This window comes from Mesorhizobium sp. M0028 (genome assembly GCF_040323855.1).
Taxonomy (GTDB): domain Bacteria; phylum Pseudomonadota; class Alphaproteobacteria; order Rhizobiales; family Rhizobiaceae; genus Mesorhizobium.
Genome location: NZ_JAMYVG010000025.1, coordinates 1 through 18,635, shown reverse-complemented (window position 1 = coordinate 18,635; position 18,635 = coordinate 1). Strand labels below are relative to the sequence as shown.

General features: G+C 61.0%; 21 protein-coding genes and 1 tRNA gene. 6 read left to right on the top strand and 16 right to left on the bottom strand.

Features of this window, described 5'->3' with window-relative positions:
• Positions 1-27: 27 nt before the first annotated feature.
• From NKJ93_RS29245 to NKJ93_RS29180, 14 genes are all read right to left on the bottom strand, one after another.
• Positions 28-537, bottom strand: coding sequence for an NUDIX hydrolase (locus NKJ93_RS29245; protein WP_023718985.1), 510 nt, complete (start codon positions 535-537; stop codon positions 28-30).
• A gap of 126 nt (positions 538-663) precedes the next feature.
• On the bottom strand, positions 664-969 hold the full coding sequence (locus NKJ93_RS29240) for a hypothetical protein (RefSeq protein WP_023718986.1): 306 nt from the start codon (positions 967-969) through the stop codon (positions 664-666).
• A 147-nt stretch (positions 970-1,116) separates the two neighbouring features.
• Positions 1,117-1,809: a response regulator transcription factor gene (locus tag NKJ93_RS29235; protein WP_352592635.1), complete on the bottom strand. Its 693-nt coding sequence runs from the start codon at positions 1,807-1,809 to the stop codon at positions 1,117-1,119.
• A complete protein-coding gene (locus tag NKJ93_RS29230; RefSeq protein ID WP_352495478.1) occupies positions 1,806-4,541 on the bottom strand; it encodes a DUF4118 domain-containing protein in 2,736 nt (911 codons plus the stop codon). The genes NKJ93_RS29235 and NKJ93_RS29230 overlap by 4 nt, the downstream gene beginning before the upstream one ends.
• 52 nt (positions 4,542-4,593) lie before the next feature.
• Positions 4,594-5,163 carry a potassium-transporting ATPase subunit KdpC gene (gene kdpC / locus NKJ93_RS29225; protein WP_352495477.1) on the bottom strand — a complete coding sequence of 190 codons (570 nt, stop codon included), beginning with the start codon at positions 5,161-5,163 and terminating at the stop codon, positions 4,594-4,596.
• Positions 5,164-5,175: 12 nt separating this feature from the next.
• The gene (kdpB, locus tag NKJ93_RS29220; protein ID WP_352592632.1) at positions 5,176-7,269 is read right to left on the bottom strand and encodes a potassium-transporting ATPase subunit KdpB; all 2,094 of its coding nucleotides are present in this window, start codon (positions 7,267-7,269) and stop codon (positions 5,176-5,178) included.
• On the bottom strand, positions 7,266-7,475 hold the full coding sequence (locus NKJ93_RS29215) for a hypothetical protein (protein WP_031194001.1): 210 nt from the start codon (positions 7,473-7,475) through the stop codon (positions 7,266-7,268). The genes kdpB and NKJ93_RS29215 overlap by 4 nt, the downstream gene beginning before the upstream one ends.
• A gap of 7 nt (positions 7,476-7,482) precedes the next feature.
• The gene (gene kdpA, locus NKJ93_RS29210) at positions 7,483-9,186 is read right to left on the bottom strand and encodes a potassium-transporting ATPase subunit KdpA (protein ID WP_352592629.1); all 1,704 of its coding nucleotides are present in this window, start codon (positions 9,184-9,186) and stop codon (positions 7,483-7,485) included.
• Positions 9,187-9,211: 25 nt separating this feature from the next.
• On the bottom strand, positions 9,212-9,301 hold the full coding sequence (locus NKJ93_RS29205; RefSeq protein ID WP_023675300.1) for a K(+)-transporting ATPase subunit F: 90 nt from the start codon (positions 9,299-9,301) through the stop codon (positions 9,212-9,214).
• Positions 9,302-9,636: 335 nt separating this feature from the next.
• Positions 9,637-11,118, bottom strand: coding sequence for a hypothetical protein (locus tag NKJ93_RS29200; protein ID WP_352495474.1), 1,482 nt, complete (start codon positions 11,116-11,118; stop codon positions 9,637-9,639).
• Positions 11,119-11,279: 161 nt separating this feature from the next.
• Positions 11,280-11,462 (bottom strand): hypothetical protein, encoded by a 183-nt coding sequence (locus tag NKJ93_RS29195; RefSeq protein ID WP_036244723.1) that lies wholly within the window; start codon positions 11,460-11,462, stop codon positions 11,280-11,282.
• On the bottom strand, positions 11,462-11,650 hold the full coding sequence (locus NKJ93_RS29190; protein ID WP_023718995.1) for a DUF3606 domain-containing protein: 189 nt from the start codon (positions 11,648-11,650) through the stop codon (positions 11,462-11,464). Before NKJ93_RS29190 ends, NKJ93_RS29195 begins: the two co-directional genes overlap by 1 nt.
• A gap of 255 nt (positions 11,651-11,905) precedes the next feature.
• Complete coding sequence (locus NKJ93_RS29185; protein WP_023718996.1) at positions 11,906-12,136, bottom strand: hypothetical protein; 231 nt, start codon at positions 12,134-12,136, stop codon at positions 11,906-11,908.
• A 408-nt stretch (positions 12,137-12,544) separates the two neighbouring features.
• On the bottom strand, positions 12,545-12,979 hold the full coding sequence (locus tag NKJ93_RS29180; protein WP_352483570.1) for a DUF3597 domain-containing protein: 435 nt from the start codon (positions 12,977-12,979) through the stop codon (positions 12,545-12,547).
• Between the two features lie 319 nt (positions 12,980-13,298).
• Here NKJ93_RS29180 and NKJ93_RS29175 point away from each other — a divergent pair, with 319 nt between their 5' ends.
• The 4 genes from NKJ93_RS29175 (at position 13,299) to NKJ93_RS29160 (ending at position 15,848) form a co-directional block, all read left to right on the top strand.
• The gene (locus NKJ93_RS29175; RefSeq protein ID WP_031194003.1) at positions 13,299-13,724 is read left to right on the top strand and encodes a cupin domain-containing protein; all 426 of its coding nucleotides are present in this window, start codon (positions 13,299-13,301) and stop codon (positions 13,722-13,724) included.
• 120 nt (positions 13,725-13,844) lie between these two features.
• Entirely contained in the window at positions 13,845-14,453 is a 609-nt protein-coding gene (locus tag NKJ93_RS29170; RefSeq protein ID WP_023718999.1) for a YdeI/OmpD-associated family protein, read from the top strand.
• Between the two features lie 443 nt (positions 14,454-14,896).
• On the top strand, positions 14,897-15,169 hold the full coding sequence (locus NKJ93_RS29165; RefSeq protein WP_031194005.1) for a hypothetical protein: 273 nt from the start codon (positions 14,897-14,899) through the stop codon (positions 15,167-15,169).
• A gap of 271 nt (positions 15,170-15,440) precedes the next feature.
• On the top strand, positions 15,441-15,848 hold the full coding sequence (locus tag NKJ93_RS29160) for a heme-copper oxidase family protein (protein WP_023719001.1): 408 nt from the start codon (positions 15,441-15,443) through the stop codon (positions 15,846-15,848).
• A gap of 419 nt (positions 15,849-16,267) precedes the next feature.
• On the opposite strand, the gene NKJ93_RS29155 is transcribed toward NKJ93_RS29160, so the two are convergent.
• Together NKJ93_RS29155 and NKJ93_RS29150 are read right to left on the bottom strand one after the other, a co-directional pair.
• Complete coding sequence (locus tag NKJ93_RS29155) at positions 16,268-16,756, bottom strand: GNAT family N-acetyltransferase (protein WP_352495472.1); 489 nt, start codon at positions 16,754-16,756, stop codon at positions 16,268-16,270.
• Positions 16,757-16,939: 183 nt separating this feature from the next.
• Positions 16,940-17,029, bottom strand: a tRNA-Ser gene (locus NKJ93_RS29150).
• Positions 17,030-17,449: 420 nt separating this feature from the next.
• Here NKJ93_RS29150 and NKJ93_RS29145 point away from each other — a divergent pair.
• Together NKJ93_RS29145 and msrA are read left to right on the top strand one after the other, a co-directional pair.
• A complete protein-coding gene (locus NKJ93_RS29145; protein ID WP_023719002.1) occupies positions 17,450-17,773 on the top strand; it encodes a hypothetical protein in 324 nt (107 codons plus the stop codon).
• A 72-nt stretch (positions 17,774-17,845) separates the two neighbouring features.
• A complete protein-coding gene (msrA, locus tag NKJ93_RS29140) occupies positions 17,846-18,508 on the top strand; it encodes a peptide-methionine (S)-S-oxide reductase MsrA (RefSeq protein ID WP_352483568.1) in 663 nt (220 codons plus the stop codon).
• The last annotated feature ends 127 nt before the right edge of the window (positions 18,509-18,635 follow it).

Below are 18,635 nucleotides of genomic sequence, written 5' to 3'. Positions count from 1 at the left end.
GATAGAGTCGGGATAGACCCCCATGTTTTATTGAGCGTGATCTTTTCCGAAAGCCGGATTCTGCTTTTTGGGGGTATGCTCCAGCTCGGGACTCCTGATGTTCCTCACCAGCGTCGAAAGATCCGGCTCGTCGATCAGCAGCGCCGCGTCGGCCGGTGCCAGCCATGCCCGCTGCCGCCTGTTGGCTTCTTGCCAGTCGGCAAGTTCCTCGGTTACCTCCAGCAAATAGACGACGACGTCGACGCGGACGAAGCGGTTCGCCAGCCGCTTCCAGTAGCAATAGGTGCCGGCCGGCTGTTTCAATATCCTGCCGAGGACGCCGGCTTCTTCCTGTGCTTCGATGGTGGCCGCCTTGCGACCGCCCTTGCCCTTCATCGGCCAGCCTTTCGGCACGATGAAGCGCCTCGTCGTTCGCGATGTGACGAGCATAACCTCGACTTCGCCATGCTCGCTCAGCCGAAAGGGGATCGCCGCGACCTGGCGAATCCGGGCGCCCTTCCTTGCCTTACGGACGACCTTCTTTCTGCTGGCTGCCATTCAAAAATCCAGTCGAAGCGGTGCCCAAAGCACGAAGGGCAGCATTGCTAAATCCAAACCGCCTTCGATGTTATCTCAGGTGCGGCGGCATCCAAGCATAATAAGTCGGCTAAATAAATGAAAACGTTAGCGGCAAGTGCTGACAAAGCCGCTCCCTGACGGCAGCAACTGACAAGTCGGCTTCATCTGCGGCACCACCTGCGGTTGGGGCGCCGGGATTTGGCGGTCCTGCGCACGGTATTGCTGTTGCTGCTGCTGATATTGCTGCCGCTGCAGCCTGTTCTCCAGCATCTGCAACTGGTTTTGCTGGATCAATGCGTTGCGGTCGGCGGGGCTGACGATCTGTGCCGATGCGGCAGGATTTACGCCCGACAGCATCACCGTTGCCAGCATTGCCGACCCTAAAAACGTCAATAGACGAAGCTGTGACATTCATTAATTCCCGCACAAAACCGACCTCAGATTAATATAGGGGTTTTGCCCGGCGATGCCATGGCCGCCGCTGATTCGCGGCGAATTGCTACGTCGTCCTGCCGGCTTTGAGGAGGCATTGCGGTACGCGAGGCTGGCTCTCCCATTTCACTCGACTTCGCGCAGCCGATATCCGACGCCGGTCTCGGTGGTGATATAACGGGGCTGGTCGGGTATCTTTTCGATCTTTTGCCTGAGTTGCCGGACATAGACCCTGAGATATTGAACGTCGGTGGAATCGCCCCAGACCTGCTTCAGCAGGAATTGGTGGGTGAGAACCTTGCCGGCGTGCTGTACGAGGATGCGGAGGATGTCGTATTCCTTCGGCGAGAGCTTTATCTCCTTGTCCTCGACCTTGACGATGCGCTTCACCAGATCGACGGAGAGGTCGCCGGTGTGGAACACCGGTTTCTCACCCTGCTGCTGGAACTTGTGGCGCAGCGCCACGCGGATGCGTGCCACAAGCTCGTTCATACCGAACGGCTTGGTGACATAATCGTCGGCGCCGAGTTCGAGGGCCGAGACGATGCCGGCCTCATCAGTGCGGCTCGAAAGAATAACCACGGGAATGTCCAGGCCATCATCCCGCCATTTGCGCAGCAGCTCATGCCCGCTCATGCCGGGCAGGCCGAGATCGAGGAGGACCAGGTCCGGCTTTTCCGTCTCCATGAGTTCAATCGCCGCGCTGGCGTTCGGCGCCTCGCTGATCGCATAGCCTTGGCTGCCGAGCCCCACGCGAAGCAGTTTCCGGATCGGCGGCTCGTCGTCGACCACCAATATCCTGACGTCCAAATTCGTCATGACAGGTGGTCCATGTTTCGATCGTCAGCATCGGGTTCACCGACATCGGGGAGTTCTGCCGGCACCGGCATTCTTATGGTGAAAACCGCGCCCGAGCGGTCGGTCCTGTTCGCCGCCGAGAGCGTCCCGCCCATCGCTTCGATGAAGCCGCGGCAAATCGACAATCCGAGCCCGGTGCCGGCACGCACCTGGTCACCCTTGCGCACACGGTAGAAAGTGTCGAAAACGCGCTCCAGGTCCGCTGGCGGAATGCCTGGTCCCTCATCCATGATCTGCAGGATGACGCTGCCATTGTCGGCCCAGGCCTGCAGGCGGATCGTCGAACCTGGCGGCGCGTATTTTGCAGCATTGTCGAGGAGATTGAACAGCACCTGCTCGAACAGAACGGGATCGACACGCAACATCGGCAGATCCGATGGAATATCGATCTCGGTCTTGTGCTCGCCGACGATTTTGCGGGCCCGATGCAGGGCTGAGCCGACAATGTCGCCGACATAGTGGAACGCATAATTTGGCTCCATCGTGCCGGACTCTATCTTGGTCATGTCGAGCAGATTGGCGATGAAGCGGTTCAGCCTTTCCGATTCATCAAGCACGGTCGACAGCAGTCCCGCCCGGTCCTGCTCGGGAAGCGCGGCTTCGAAGTCGCTGAGTGTTCCGGCCGCGCCCATGATGGCGGCAAGCGGCGTTTTCAAATCGTGGGAAATGGAGGTGAGCAAGGCCGAGCGCAGACGGTCTGCCTCGGCCGCAAGCTTGGCCCGGTCAACATCGGCGACGAGCTGGATGCGCTCGATGGCGACCGCCGCCTGGTCGGCGAGCGCATCGAGCAGACGCTGCTGGTCGGGTGTCAGCAGCGGGCCTTGCTTGTCGTTGTCGAGGCCAACGACGCCCACCGCCGTGCGTCCGGTCCGCAAGGGCAGATAGAGGCGTTTTGCGCCCGGCAGCGTGTCGGCGCCGCGCCCGGCGGCGCGGTTGTGTTCCCAGGCCCAGAGCGCTGCGGCAATGTCTGCCTCGGCCAGCGTGTCGTCGGGCGGGTAGCCGGCCTTGACCACAATCGTGCCGTTCTCCGGCAGAAGCAGCACCACGCGAAGCTTCAGCATCGAGGCGATCTGGAAGGCAGTCGCCCAGAGAACGTCGTCGAGCGTGCCCGTTCCGGCCAGTTTCTTGGAGAACAAATAGAGATCCTCGGTAGTGCGGGCGCGGGATTGTGCTGCCACGACCTGGCGCTGCACCCGAGCCGTCAAATTGCTGGCGATGATCGCCACGCAGAAGAAGAAGCCGAGTGCGACGGCGCTTTCAGGATCGCTGATATTCAGCGTGTAGAGAGGATCGAGGAAGAAGAAATTGAAGACCACGGCGCTGAGAACGGAAGCGAATATCGCCGGCCAAAGCCCGGCCGTGACCGCTGACGCCAGCACAGCCATGAGAAAGACAAGAGCGATGTTGCGCACATCCAGCACGCGCGACAGCAATTCGCCGAACAACAGCCCTGCCACGACATAGAAGACGACAGTCAGATAGGGCCTGATGTCGAGGCGCGGTGGTTGAGCGGGAGTCAGCCCCCGCGACGCCGGGACTTGCGCCTGGGCGTCACCGGAGACGACGTGAACGCTGATCTTGCCGGCATCGCGTATCAGGTCATAAGTGGCGGAGCCGTCAAATAACTGCCGCCAGCGCGACTTGCGTGGCTTGCCAGTGATGATGTGGGTAACGTTATTGGCCGCCGCATAGCGCAGGATGTCTACGGCAACGTCGTGGCCAGGTATGGTCACGGCAACGCCGCCCAATTGTTCAGCAAGGCGAAGCGTTGATGCCAGCCTGTCGCGATCCTGCTCGGACAGCCCGGTCGAGCGTGGCGTCTCGACATAGAGCGCCAGCCACGAGGCGCGAAGCCGCTCTGCCTGGCGGCGGGCATAGCGTACAAGCGACGCGCTGCGCGGATCCTCATCGACCCAGACCAGGACACGCTCGCTGGCCGCCCAGGGTCCCGGGATGGCGTGGGCCTGCATATGGTTGAGCAACTGCTCATCGACCCGCTGGGCGGTGCGGCGAAGCGCCAATTCCCGGAGCGCGGTCAGATTGCCCGGCGAGAAATAGTTCTCGATGGCGCGCTGGGCGGTGTTGGGGAAGTAGACCTTGCCTTCTTCCAGCCGCTTGATCAGGTCGTCGGGAGTGAGGTCGATGATCTCGACGTCGTCGGCTTGATCGATGATGGAGTCGGGAACGGTTTCACGCACCCTGACGCGCGTGATCTGGGCCACGACGTCGTTCAGGCTTTCGACGTGCTGGATGTTCAGTGTCGTGTAGACATCGATGCCGTGCGTCAGGATTTCCTGGACGTCGAGGTAGCGCTTGGGGTGGCGGCTGCCGGCGACGTTGGTGTGGGCGAGTTCGTCGACCAGAACCAGCGCCGGGCGCCGGGCGAGGATGGCGTCGAGATCCATCTCCTCGAGGATCCGCCCCTTGTAATCGATCTCAAGGCGAGGAATGACCTCGTAGCCTTCGACCAGCGTCTGGGTTTCCTTGCGGCCGTGCGTCTCGACGATGCCGATCACCACGTCGACTCCTTCGGCCAGCCTGGCGCGGCCTGACATCAGCATCTCGTAGGTCTTGCCGACACCGGGGGCGGCGCCGAGAAATATCCTCAGCCGACCGCGCTCCTCCCGCTCGGCGTGCGCGAGCAGCGCGTCGGGAGAAGGCCTGGTTTCGGCGGTGCGGCTGTCGTCTGGCATAAGGGTCAATCATGAACGGCGCCGGCTTCGGTGTCGATCCCGGCGCCGCCCTTCATTGTTTCATCGCATCGTCCAGCGCAAGGTTGAGGGCCAGCACATTGACCACCGCCTCGCCCATGAATCCCAATTCGCGATCCTCGATATGGCTGTCGACGAGCGATTTGATCCTGGATTCATCGACGCCCCTGGCCTTAGCCACCCTGGCGACCTGAAAATAGGCCGCATCGGAGCTGATATGCGGATCGAGGCCGCTGCCGGACGTGGTGACCAGATCCATCGGTACCGGCTGGTTCGGGTTTTCGGCTCTCAACTTCTCGGCGTCGCTCTTGATACGGTCGATCAGCTTCGGGTTGGTCGGGCCGAGATTCGAACCTCCCGAGGCGGCGGCATTGTAGCCGTCGCCGGCAGCCGACGGACGGCCATGGAAGTAGCGGTCGCTGGTGAAGGCCTGGCCGATCAGCTCGGAACCGACGAGTTTGCCGTCCTTCTCGATCAGGCTGCCATTGGCCTGGCGCGGAAACAGCGCCTGGGCAATGCCGGTCATGCCGATCGGATAGACCAACCCCGTCAGAACGGTGAAGAAGACGATCATGACGATCGCAGGCCTGATTTGATTGAGCATCGACGTGGTTCCTTATGCGAGACCGAGAGCAGTGATGGCCATGTCGATCACCTTGATGCCGACGAAGGGCACGACGACGCCGCCAAGGCCGTAGACTATGAGATTGCGGCTGAGCAGCGCACCGGCGCCGACAGCGCGGTATTTGACGCCCCTCAGCGACAGCGGGATCAGCGCGATGATGATCAGCGCGTTGAAGATGATGGCCGAGAGGATAGCGCTCTGCGGCGTTGCCAGATGCATGACGTTGAGCGCTTGCAGCGGCCCGGCGGTTTGGCCCGGGGCGATGTAGAAGACGGCGAATATTGCCGGGATGATGGCAAAATACTTTGCGACGTCGTTGGCGATGGAGAAGGTCGTCAGCGAACCACGCGTCATCAGCAGCGCCTTGCCGATTTCGACGATCTCGATCAGCTTGGTCGGATCGCTGTCGAGATCGACCATGTTGCCGGCCTCGCGTGCCGCGACCGTGCCGGTGTTCATGGCGACGCCGACATCGGCCTGCGCAAGCGCCGGCGCGTCGTTGGTGCCATCACCGCACATCGCGACCAGCTTGCCCTTGGCCTGTTCGTCGCGGATCAGCTTCAGCTTGTCCTCGGGCGTCGCCTGGGCAAGGAAGTCGTCGACGCCGGCTTCCGCCGCGATCGCCGCCGCGGTCATCGGATTGTCGCCGGTGATCATCACCGTGCGGATGCCCATGCGGCGCAATTCGGCAAAGCGTTCTGCGATGCCGCCCTTGACGATGTCCTTCAGGTGGACGACGCCGAGCAGGCGCCCATCGCGCTCGACCGCCAGCGGGGTGCCGCCGGATTTGGCGATCTCGTCGGCGATGGTTTGAAGGTCGCGGACGGTGTCGCTGCCGGGGCGCGTACTGCCTGTGGCAATGGTCGAGAGGTTGACGCGGGCAAGCACCGCATCGACTGCGCCCTTGCGGACCGAGGAGCCTTCCAGGTCGACGCCGCTCATGCGGGTTTGCGCGGTGAAGGGCACGAAACTCGCGTGCAGGCTTGCCATGTCGCGGGCGCGGATGGCGTATTTCTCCTTCGCCAGCACGACGATCGAGCGGCCTTCCGGCGTTTCGTCGGCAAGCGAGGCAAGTTGGGCGGCGTCGGCCAGTTCCTGTTCGGTGACGCCCCTGACCGGACGGAATGCCGTTGCCTGGCGGTTGCCCAGCGTGATCGTGCCGGTCTTGTCGAGCAGCAGCGTGTCGACATCGCCGGCCGCCTCGACGGCGCGGCCCGACATGGCGAGCACGTTGAAACGCACCAGGCGGTCCATGCCGGCGATGCCGATGGCCGACAGCAGGGCGCCGATCGTGGTCGGGATCAGCGTGACGAACAGGGCGACCAGCACCGTCACCGAGATATAGCCGCCCGAATAGGAGGCAAAACTCGGGATCGTCGCTGTCGCCAGCACGAAGATCAGCGTCATGCCGACGAGCAGGATGTTGAGCGCGATCTCGTTGGGTGTCTTCTGGCGCTCGGCGCCTTCGACCAGCGAGATCATGCGGTCGAGGAACGTATGGCCGGAAGCCGCGGTGATGCGCACCCGGATCCAGTCGGACAAGACTTGCGTGCCGCCGGTCACCGCCGAACGATCGCCTCCGGATTCGCGGATGACAGGTGCGGATTCGCCAGTGATCGCCGCCTCGTTGACCGAAGCCACGCCTTCGACCACCTCGCCATCCGAGGGGATGATGTCGCCGGCTTCGACAAGCACGATATCGCCGACCTTCAGGCTGGTGCCGGGCACCAGCTTGAACTTGCGGCGGTCGCCGCCGTTCAACAGCTTGGCTTGCGTCTCGGTTCGCGCCCGACGCAGCGAGTCTGCTTGCGCCTTGCCGCGGCCTTCGGCCACCGCTTCGGCGAAGTTGGCGAAAAGCACTGTGAACCACAGCCAGATGATGATCTGCAGCGTGAAGCCAAGATCGCCGCCGCTGGTAACGAGATCTTTGACGAACAGCACGGTGGTGAGCGCCGAGACGACGGCGACGACGAACATCACCGGGTTTCGCATCAAGGTGCGCGGGTTCAGTTTTCTGAAGGATCCGCCGATGGCGGGCAACAGAATGCGGGGATCCATGATGCTCACGGATTTCGACTGGCTCATTTGGTGGCTCCAGTGTCGATGTTGGTGACCGGTCGATCGTGTGCCGAACGAAGGTGCGGCGGCCCGTAAGCCAGCAGCCAGATAATGATCAAGGCTGCCGCAATAGCGAGGAATGTGGACAGGGTCGGGAAAGGAGGAGGTGTTTTCTCCCCCTCCGGCTCGGGACGATGCCGGGCCTTTCGAGATATGATCTTGAACCAGGGCATGGCCGTTTCAGAATGTCTGACGGTGAATCATCGCCAGGTGCTCGACGATCGGTCCGACCGCCAGGGCCGGGAAGAAGGTCAGGCCACCAACGATCAGGATGACACCGACCAACAGCCCGACGAACAGCGGACCGTCGGTCGGGAAGGTGCCGGCGGAGGCAGGGACGGTCTTCTTCGCCACCAGCGATCCAGCAATCGCCAGCGCCGGAATAATGACCAGGAAGCGGCCCATCAGCATGCCGATGCCGAGCGTTATGTTGTACCAGGGCGTGTTGCCGCTGAGACCGCCAAAGGCGGAGCCATTGTTCGCCGCGGCCGAGGTGTAGGCATAGAGGACCTCGGAGAAGCCGTGCGGGCCGGCGTTGGCGATGGAAGCAACGCCGGTCGGCAGCACCACCGCGATGGCGGTGAAGACCAGCATCGCCAGCGGCAGGCAGAAGACGGCCAGCATTGCCATCTTGACCTCCTTGGCCTCGATCTTCTTGCCGAGATATTCGGGCGTGCGTCCGACCATCAGCCCGGCAACGAAGACGGCGATCACGATGAACATCAGGATACCGTAGAAGCCGGCCCCGACGCCGCCGACAATGACCTCGCCGAGCTGCATGTTGATGATGGGGATCATGCCGCCGAGTGCGGTGAAGCTGTCATGCATGGCGTTGACCGCGCCGCAGGACGCGGCGGTGGTGATGACGGCAAACAGTGCCGACAGAGCGATGCCGAAGCGGCTTTCCTTGCCCTCCATGTTGCCGCCGTCGATGCCCAGCGCATGGACGAGCGGATTGCCGGCGGCCTCGGCCCAGTAGCAGACGGCAACGCCGGCGATGAACAGCACGCCCATCGCCGCCAGAATTGCCCAGCCCTGGCGCTGGTTGCCGACCATGCGACCGAAGACATTGGTTAGCGCCGCGCCGAAGGCGAAGATCGTCACCATCTGGATCAGGTTCGAGATCGCGTCGGGATTTTCGAAGGGATGCGCTGCATTGGCGTTGAAGAAGCCGCCGCCATTGGTGCCGAGCATCTTGATGGCAACCTGCGAAGCGACCGGCCCGACCGCGATCGTCTGTTGCGCGCCTTCCAGCGTCGTCGCGTTGACGTAAGCACCAACCGTCTGCGGCAAACCGAGATAGACATAGACAAGCGTCAACACGATGCAGAACGGCACAAGCAGATAGAGCGTGCAGCGGGTCATATCGACCCAGAAATTGCCGATCGATTTGCCTGAGGCTCTAGCAAAACCGCGGATCAGTGCGACCGCGATGGCGATGCCGGTCGCGGCCGACAGAAAGTTCTGCACGGTCAAGCCGGCCATCTGCACGAGATAGGACATCGTGCTTTCGCCGCCGTAGTTCTGCCAGTTGGTGTTGGTCATGAAGCTGGCGGCGGTGTTGAAGGCAAGCCCAGGTTCGACGGCGGTCATGCCGCCCGGATTGTAGGGCAGGCCGCCTTGCAGCCGCTGCAGGAAATAGAGCACCAGGAAGCCGGCCAGGTTAAAGAACAGCAGGGCCGCCGCATAGGAGGTCCAGTGCTGCTCCTCGCGCTCGCTGGTCCCGGACATACGGTAGAGCCCGCGCTCGAGCGGGGCCAGAATTGGCGACAGGAATGTGCGCTCGCCGCTGAAAACGCGATGCATGTAGCCGCCGAGCGGCTTGGCCAGCAAAACGACGATCCCGCAATAGACGAGGATCTGCAGCCATCCGTTGATTGTCATGGGGTTGGCTCCTTGCCAGCGGAGATCAGAAGCGTTCCGGGCGAACGAGGGCGTATGTCAGGTAAGCGAGAAGGAACAGGGTCACGGCGCCGCCGAGGATATAGTCGAAGAGCATGTTTCGATCCCCTAAACTTACAGCCCGTCGCAGGCTTTGATGTAACCGAAGCATAGAGCAAAGAACGAGATTCCTATCCCGACAACAATGATGTCCATCGTGCAATTTCCTATATTGAGTTTGTTCTTTTCAACTTGGACAAAACTGTCCAAGCCCGCTCACCGCTTCACATCGGCGGCCGGATACATCGCTCTGCCGAATATGGATCAAAGTGCCATAAAGGTTCGAGACGGGACGCGGAGCAAAGAAATCAAAATCCCATAAGGATTTCGCCGCCTCGGCGCTGGCCACAGCTTCAGGGGGAGGTGCGCACCGGCGCGCGAAGCTGCCGGGGATCAGTCTGCGCGGGTATAGATCAGAGCGTAATCGTCCGCATAGGCCCGCTTCCAGCCCAGTTCGTCGAAGAACGGAATGCGGCTGTCGTCGGCGGTCAACAATGCCCAGCCTATCGCATATTTCTCGAGCTGGGCTTTCAGGATCGGCTTGCCCCGGCTGTGCCCAGTCTGCTCATCCGTTTCCGTAAAGCCGTTCAGGAAGAGCTGATCCGCCCGGCCGTCGATAAACGTCTTGATGCCATGGAAAATCAGCGTGCCGCCGAAATTGTAGGAATTCAGCAGATTGCCTGACAGATTATGGGCTTGGGCGAAGGCCAGCGCATCCCTCGCCGAAGTCTTCTGGCTCGGCACGACCGGATAGGCCAGGAAGACCGCGGCCGCCAAAACCAGCAAAACGGCAAGTCCAGCGCAAATTCTGGAAAATTGCCGCGCGAAAAATTGTTCAAGTCCGTCGCGCTTTTCCGCGGCCCATGTAGGGGCTGAAAGCGCTGGATATTGTTGCGCAACCTCGACGGCAAGGACGACCGGGACAAGAAGAAAGAACAGGTACATGAACCGTATGTGGGTGAGATAGACGTGCAAGGTGAAGACAAGGAACAGCGCCTTGGCCCAGCCAATACGCAATCTCGACACGAGCAGCCCGAAAAACGCCACCAGCAGGGCCACCTCCTGGAGGGTATGCCGCGAGGCGTCGAAGGGTTGCCACTCCGCAATGTAAGGCACCGCCTCATTGCCATAGGCCACGGTGAATGTGGCGAGTATGGCCTTGACGCCATAGGGATTGAGCAGGCTGACCAGCGGGCAAAGCAGCCCGAAAGCGATCCACTTGGCCAGCAGCCGGGAGTTCGACAAGCGCGTGCGCATGACGAGATCGAGGCCGGCGAAGGCGGCGATAATGAAACCGAAGGTGAAGGTGGCATGGAGATTGGCCCACAGGCAAAGCAGCGCCAGCAGCCATAGAGGCGGCGCTTTCTCGTTGCGTGCGGCTTGGAAAAGACCGGCGGTCCAGACGACGATAATGGGCAAGGTAAAGATGTGGGGTCGGGCGACATAGATTGGCCCGATCAAGAGCGCGAGCACCAGTGTCAGTGCTATCGCCAGCGTCGGCTTCAACGACGCGCTGAGATACCACGACGTCAAGAAGGCCGTCAGCGCGATTACCGCAGTCGCCAGCAGTACCACGCCGTTCCAGCCGCCGGCTTCGAAGGCAAGGGCAAGGAGAACCTGGCTAAGCCATTCCTTGGCGATCCATGGCTGGCCGGCAAAAGTGTAGGAGTAAATGTCGACGGAGGGGAATGTGCGGCTTGCCAGCATATCCATGCCGACCTTGATGTGCCACCAGCTATCGGGATCCTGCAGGAGGGAGGTGGCAAAGGCGAGGAGCGCCGTCGCCATCACGACGGCCGCCAGCAGGCAAAACACCAGCCTCACATGCCGTATGTCGTCTATCGACGGCCTCGCCTCACCAGACATCCCGCGCATATGGCATCCCTGAGCCGCGATAGCGGAAGGGATAGCCCGAATTTGTTAGAAAACCGATAAGCTGCAGGATTGCGGCCACAACCCTGTGCCGCGCGTCTAACCGGCTGGGCACGTTGAGCAGCGACTACTAAGTTGCGGGTGAGGGGCAGACCTCCGGCCGTTCAGCCCTCGGCCTTGAAGTTCTTGGCTTCCTTCTCGACTTTCGGGCTGTCCTTGCCGTGCTTGCGCATCAGATCCTTCGCCTGCTTCGGCGAAACGTCGGTGGTTTCGGCCAGGTGCAGAGCCTTCTTTTCGTCCGGATCGCGCGTCTTGCGGTCGGCCATTGCGGTTTTCTTGTTAGCCATTACGACGCTCTTATGCTCTCGGCGATTTCGTTCAGCACCTTGCGGTCGGTGCCGTGGCGCTTGATCAGCGTGCGTGCCTGATCAGGGGTAATGCCCGCTTCCTCGGCGAAATGGCGTACCTCATAGTCTTCGCCGCCCGCCACTCGTGAGCGGTCGCGACTGTCGGTCCTGGTTTTGTCGTCGGCCATGGCAGCTCTCCTCATCTCAACGAGAGCATAACGGGCAAGATTTCAGCGAGTTCCTTCGAGCGTGTCGCCCAGTTGCCTACCCTCGGGCATGACCCGACATGAGCGGCGGTTTTTGCTCAAAGCAAGGGCACGGTGCCAGGCTGGCCTTCGCGCACAAAAAGGCTCGCTTCCTTGGCCGCACCAGTAAATTTCCGCCGCGCGCTGCCAACCGCCCGCCACTGCTCCTGGGCGCAGCCTGGTATTCGTTGCGGATTGCTAAGGGTAGCGATGGTCGAACACGACCCCCATGGTCCTACCAACGGCCGTCATGACGATAATCTCGACCAGATCGTCGTCACTGTCACCGCAGGCCGGGGCCGTCCGGCGAACGATGTCCAGCATCGCCCTCGTCGATATGGTGTCGCCGGCGCCGAATCTTGAAAGCGCAGATGAAACAAGCTCTTGGGCCGTCAAGTCGGCGACAGTCACCCTCTGCACCACGTTCATTGGCTTCCTCCCACCATGAACCCTCTCCCGCGAGAATGATACGCCGAACGTCGGGTTTCGCCAGCGAAATGGTGGTCCTACCAGCGCGCGGGGCAGCGACCGAAATCGTCGGTTTTGCGTGAGGCAATCCAGGCGCGAGGCGGCAGCACTTTTGTGCCATGCGACTTCGCCACAGACCCATCCCGGCGGCCGGGATGGGTCTCAATTTATTTACTTGGCAGTTTGATTGCTTGGCAGTCGGGTCTGCTCGGTTGCGGTCGAAGTCAGCGCAGCAAGAACCACGGTGCGGGCAGGACCAGGACGGTTCTTCGTTTCACGGAACGCCGAACCGGTCTGTCTTTTTTGTTTGACGCAATTCCGGATGGAAAACCGTTCACACGTTTTCCTGGAATTGCTTGTCTTATGACTCTAGGCGGCCAGATCGCTCGGAAGCTTGCCGCCATTCTCGACCAGCTTTTTCATCAGTGCATCATGCAGCCACAGATTCATCGTTACGGTGTCGTTCATGTCGCCGGTGTAGTTCAGCTCGTGAGCAAGCTCCTTGCGGGCGCCGAGGCTGCTATCGATATTCAGAGCCTTCATCAGGTCGACGATCGAATTCTTCCAGTTGAGCTTTTGCCCTTTCGCGGCCACCGCCTTGTCGAGAATGGCAGCGATGTCAGGAGCAGAGGACGGCGCGGATGGCGTTGCCGGAGCCGGGGTTGCAGCCGGGTCGGGTCGGGTAGGCGCCGTCGGCTGGGTGGCCGTGCTCGAAGCAGGCGCGGGAGACGGTTGCGCCGGCGGCGCTTCGGCCGCAACCGCGTTTCCGAAAATCGCACCTTTGATACTGTCGAAAATGCCCATTGCTATCTCCTGGGTTGCCTTCACGGTGTGTTGCCTTGACGGTCGGTGAGGCGACCGTTGCCGAATTCGCATTGAGCGCCCTGGTTGTACCGGACCACGAACGCAACGCAGGGGCAACTTCAAACTGGCTGAAAGGTAAAGGCTTGGTTGCATGGTGAAATCGGCTCAGTGATCCGATCCCGAAGTAGAATGGTCAGATCGCGGCACGACAAATAGTTACGCGCAATGGGCGAGGAAACGGTTGGCAGCCAGTTTTGCTGACGCAGACCAGAAAAATCATCTAGATTCGTGTTCGCCATTCGCTGAGAGGAACGAAGCCATGACAGCAGTCGTCGCATCCGACAGGCTCGAACGTTCGCTGGTTTGGGCAGAGGACGATCCGTCGGTCAAATGGGCCGGCGCTTTCGCGGTTTACGGCGGGCACGGCACCACCCAGTCCTCAGTCATTGTCTACGAGATCGAGCCCGGCAAGCGGCTCGGCTGGCACACCGACGCCACCGAGGAGACGCAATACATCATCGCCGGCACCGGCGAGCTGCACATCGAGGGCGGCAGCATCCACCCGGTCAGGCCCGGCAGCGTCCTGGTACTTCCGACGCCGGTCCGGCACGACCTCGTCAACACCGGCACCGAAACCCTGCGCGCCGTCGCTTTCTTTGCGGCGGCGATGTTCACACAGACATTCGACGACGTCATGCTGCCGCCGAAATCCCATGTCCTCGGCACGCCCAATCGCGCAGGCTGAACGCGTGCCAGCGGGAATCATCCGGCCTGCGGATTGCGGACTTGGAGCTGAGATGAGCGCGCGCGCGGCCGGCAAGCGGTTCGGCGTCGTTACGCGCCTGTGTCACGGGCGGACCGGCTGATGGCGCCCGTCAAGGTCGACCCGGCCAAGGTGCGCGAGTTCAGGGATGCCGAAAGCTTCCATGCCTGGCTTGGCGAGCATCACGACAGCGAGGACGAAGTCTGGATCAAGATCCATAAGCGCGATTCGGGGCTGCCGTCGATCACGCCGAAGCAAGCCATCGACGTGGCGTTATGCTGGGGCTGGATCGATGCGGTGCGCAAGGCCCTGGACGGCAAAAGCTATTTGCAGCGTTATACCCCGCGCGGCAAGAAGAGCACCTGGAGCCAGATCAACGTCGACAATGTCGCCCGGCTGATCGAGGAGGGCCGGATGACCGAGCATGGGCTGAGGCAGGCCGAGGCAGCCAAGGCCGACGGCCGCTGGGCGCGCGCCTATAGGAGCGGCAAGGAAATGAAGATCCCCGACGACCTCCAGGCGGCAATAGACGCCGAGCCCAAGGCGAAAGAGATGCTGGCGAAGCTCAGCGAGCAAAACCGCTTCGCGCTCGCCTTCCGCACCCACAACATGAAGACCGAAGCCGGACGCAAGAAGAAGATCGCGGCGTTCGTGGAGATGCTGAAGCGCGGCGAGACCATCCATCCGCAACGAAAACGCGATTCTGGCTGAACATTCTGACCGCGCTTGTCTCCCGCATCTTGTGCTTGTCCCGAATGCGGCCGGATCGCTGCTCAGCCTTCGATCCTGGCGATGTCGCCGACGATTGTTTTCGGCGAGCGTCGCCTGACATTTCGACAACATCTCTCATTCGTTTGATCGATGCAGGAACAAAGCTCCGTCCTCACAGTCGGTATGGTATATTAGCAGGCGCTGTTATGAGGTTTTTGCCCGTTCAGGAGCCGACTGGCACGTGGGCCGTGTTTGATGCGACCGTGGACGTGCCTGCGGATTTCGCGGGCAGTTGCCTTATCGGCTTGCCGCGGGAGCGGGCGGAGTGGCTCGCAGCAAGAGCCAATCGAGATGCTGCAAAAGGCACTTCGACTTGGCGGTTGTCAGCTGCCGGACCGGCAAAAGCCGCGGTTCTTAGACTTAGACCGTTAGGAGAGATTTCGATGATGCACGAACAGGTAATGGAAGCTGCGTTGGCAGCCAGAAATCAGGAAGTGGATATTTGTGGTGTCTTCGACATCACCAACAAAACCGATGCGCCAATTGGCTCTCGCCGATTGGGCGAGGCTATCCACTTTGTCGCCAATGCACCTATCGTTGGCTATGATGTTCACGCCGCCGTCATCCGATATGGCCCACTCGGAACCCCCAGCCTCAGAGCAACAGATTGCACACAGCTGTGGGAGAAGTTTGGCGAGGCCTTGCTGCAACACTGACGGGCTGACCTTTGGCGCGTATGGCACCACCATCGTGCAGGACACTTCCCTTGTGAGAACGACGTGGAAGCCTGGCGGGTGATATTGCAATCAAATTAGCGTGAGCGCATATTTTTTACCGGCTGGACTCGCAACCGGCCAGGCCCGGCGGCCGGCCGCCAACGGGCCGTCAGGCCGCCAACAAATGGTTCGGCAGGCCCGACGTCCCCCCTTGGCAAGGTCGCCGGAAACAAAGCATGATGCGGCGGCAAAACGGGTTTGGGAGAATGACATGCCTAAGGTTTCGGAGCTCTTTTTCAAGACAGCCATCGTCTTTCTTATTCTGGGAATTGCAGCTGGCCTGCAGATGGCAATTTCAGGCGATCACGGCGCGTTTCCGGCTCACGCGCACATCAACCTGCTGGGATGGGTCACTAGTGCAATATTCGGCGGCTACTATGCGCTGAACCCGGCGAAGGCTGCCCGCAGGACGGCGATGATCCACTATGGCGTGTACAATCTCGGCCTGGTCGTGATGTTGCCGGCGCTTTACCTGATGCTGCAGGGAAATCCGGCGCTCGAGCCGATCGTCGCCACCGGCTCAATGATTGTCGCTGTCGCCGTGCTGATCTTTGCCTTCGTGGTTTTCTCCGGCGAAACAGAGCGCTCGGTCTCGGGAATACAAGCGGTTCCGCGCTAGACGCGTAGCGACACTAACGAACCTGTCGAAGCCCGCGCTCTGGTGGAGCGCGGGTCGTTCGGCTTGTGGGCTGATCTGGGGTAAGGGGTGCGGCGCAGATGGAGCCGCTCAGTAGCGATCCTTCGCGCCCTCTGCAAATTACGAATTACGGTGACAGTGCACCATTTTCTTTTTCCCGCCTGTCGCGTTTCCCAATTTCACTGCTCTTTCCGGTTTGCTCGGCAATCACGGTCGAGAAGTGCTTCGCTGCCCATCGGTTGCACGACATCGGCGGCGCGGTAATGCAAGTCGAGCCATGCGTTCAATTTACGCACAGCGACAGCCGAGCAAACATGACAAATAGTGCACTGTCACCGTAATTCTGTCGCCGTAATTCAAAGTGCACTGTCACCGTAATTCAAACGTCCGCTTGCTGACCCTTAGCTGACTCTCACAAGCTTCTTGCAAAGTGCAATGTTGTACGGAACGCATCCTTGCGACCCAAAGAAATGCCGCGCGTCGAGATTGGCTGCCCAGATGCCCATAGCAATTTCGTCGAAACCTTCGCAAGCAGCTCGCTGTTCAACATGGCACATCAAAGCTGCGGCAACTCCACGACGACGAGCTTCCGGCATAACCGAGATGTGGTGCACATAGATCAGGGGCCGAGGGAAAGTGAACGGCGTTTCTGGCAGCGACTGAATTTCAAACCAGACGTAGCCGACTGGAGCACGATCAATCTCAGCAATCGCGATCGAGCTCTTCGGATCAGCCAGCCTCGCTGCGAAGAATGTCCTCACCGCAGACGGATCGGCTGCCTGTTTGAAAACGTCTGGATGCAATTCAGCATGGAGACTCTGAACCACCTGATTGAGCCGAACGAGCGCGTCAAAGTCTGCCTCCGAGGCAGCCCGGATTTCCACTGACATTGAGACACCTCCCCGTTTGTAGACGACGCTGCGACGGTGATGTCTTTCTGTCAACGAACGTCGGTCTTCCACCCATCTCGGCCATTGGCGGAGTTTTGACCCTAGTGATCAGTAGGCTGGTTAGTAGGCTACTAACCGAACCTTACCAAACGCCCGGAAAATAAAGGGTTTCTCGGGATTAGCTGGCGGAGAGAGCGGGATTCGAACCCGCGTTACGGTCTCCCGTAAACACACTTTCCAGGCGTGCGCCTTCAACCACTCGGCCACCTCTCCGTCCTTTTAGCATCTTCGACGCGGCCGGTTTCGCCGTGCGGGTTGGGGAGATGCATCTCCTTTGGGATTCCGGCCCGGAATTCCGGCCGTGGGCGCCGTCAACCAGCGGATACCCTTTCCCCGCACCCGAGCCGTCAAGCAACAGGCGCGGGGCTCATCTAGTCGATCCGGTGCCGAATGCCAAGACACTCTATTCGCTTTGCCGGACAGGGATGCTCAGCCCATGGCATCAGTGTGCTCGTTGGGCGCCTACAAACCAGTCGGCCGCGGCGTCTTCGCCGTCTGGCTCGTCAGCCGGCCCAGGTGCAAGCCGCCGGCGTAAGTTCAACTTCGCGTGTCGCGATTGCAGACGAAGCAGGTAAATCCTATTTAACAGTCCGACACGACATTCCGATAAACTCCTGGGGAGGAAGGGTCTGGATGTTTCGCTTCGTCTTTCGTCTCGCTGCAATGGTCGCGCTTTCGGTTTCGGTCATCATGGCCGTGCTCGACGCGACCCGGTCGGTGGCGGCTTCGGCGCTGGTGATGACCCCGCTCAACACCAGCTGGCTCGCCGTCTCGCCGGACACGCGCAGCGCCTTTGAAAGCTTCGTCCGCGACAAGCTCAATCCGCTGCTGTGGGACGGCGCCATCGCCTGGGTGCTCAGCCAGCCCGGCTTTGCCGTGTTCGCGGTGCTGGCCTTCGTTCTTTATGCCATCGGCTACAGGCGGCAGCGCCCCAGCGGGCGGTTCGCCGCGACCTAAAATTCCTGCGTTCCCGGATCCAGCGTTCCCCGGATCGGGGAAGGCTCAAGCAAGAAGAAAAGGAAATCGCACATGTTTCTCAGCGATATGCTGAACAAGAAGCTCAACCTGCCGAAGCCCTCCGAGGCGTTGCCCGGCCGCGACCGGCCGATCCCGACGGCATCGAAGCATTTCGTCTCGAACAGGCCGCTCAAGGGTCCCTATCCCGAAGGGCTTGAGACGGCGATGTTCGGGCTGGGCTGTTTCTGGGGTGCCGAGCGCCTGTTCTGGCAGGTCGATGGCGTCTGGGTCACGGCGGCCGGCTATGCTGGCGGCGTCACGCCCAACCCGACCTATCAGGAAACCTGCACCGGGCTCACCGGCCATGCCGAAGTCGTGCTCGTCGTCTACGATCCGAAGATCGTGTCCTATGCCGAGCTTTTGAAGCTGTTCTGGGAAAGCCACGACCCGACGCAAGGCATGCGCCAGGGCAATGATGTCGGCACCACCTACCGTTCGGCGATCTACACGTTCAACGACGCGCAACACCAGGCGGCGCTCGCTTCGCGCGATGCTTACGAGGCTTCGCTGCGCGGTGCCGGACGCGGCAAGATCACCACCGAGATCGCGCCGGCGCCGGAATTCTACTTCGCCGAGGAAGACCACCAGCAATATCTGGCGAAGAACCCCTACGGCTATTGCGGCCTGCAGGGAACCGGCGTCTCCTGCGCCATACCGGCCGCCGTCTCCGCCTGATTTTACGCCCCTGACGCAAGGAATATGCTGTGGGCGCGGCCGGGGGCGCGCCGCCGGTGAAAAAAGGAGAAAATAAAACCTGTTTTTTTTTTTTGGGGGGGCGCCATAGGGGCGAACAGGGGGGGGT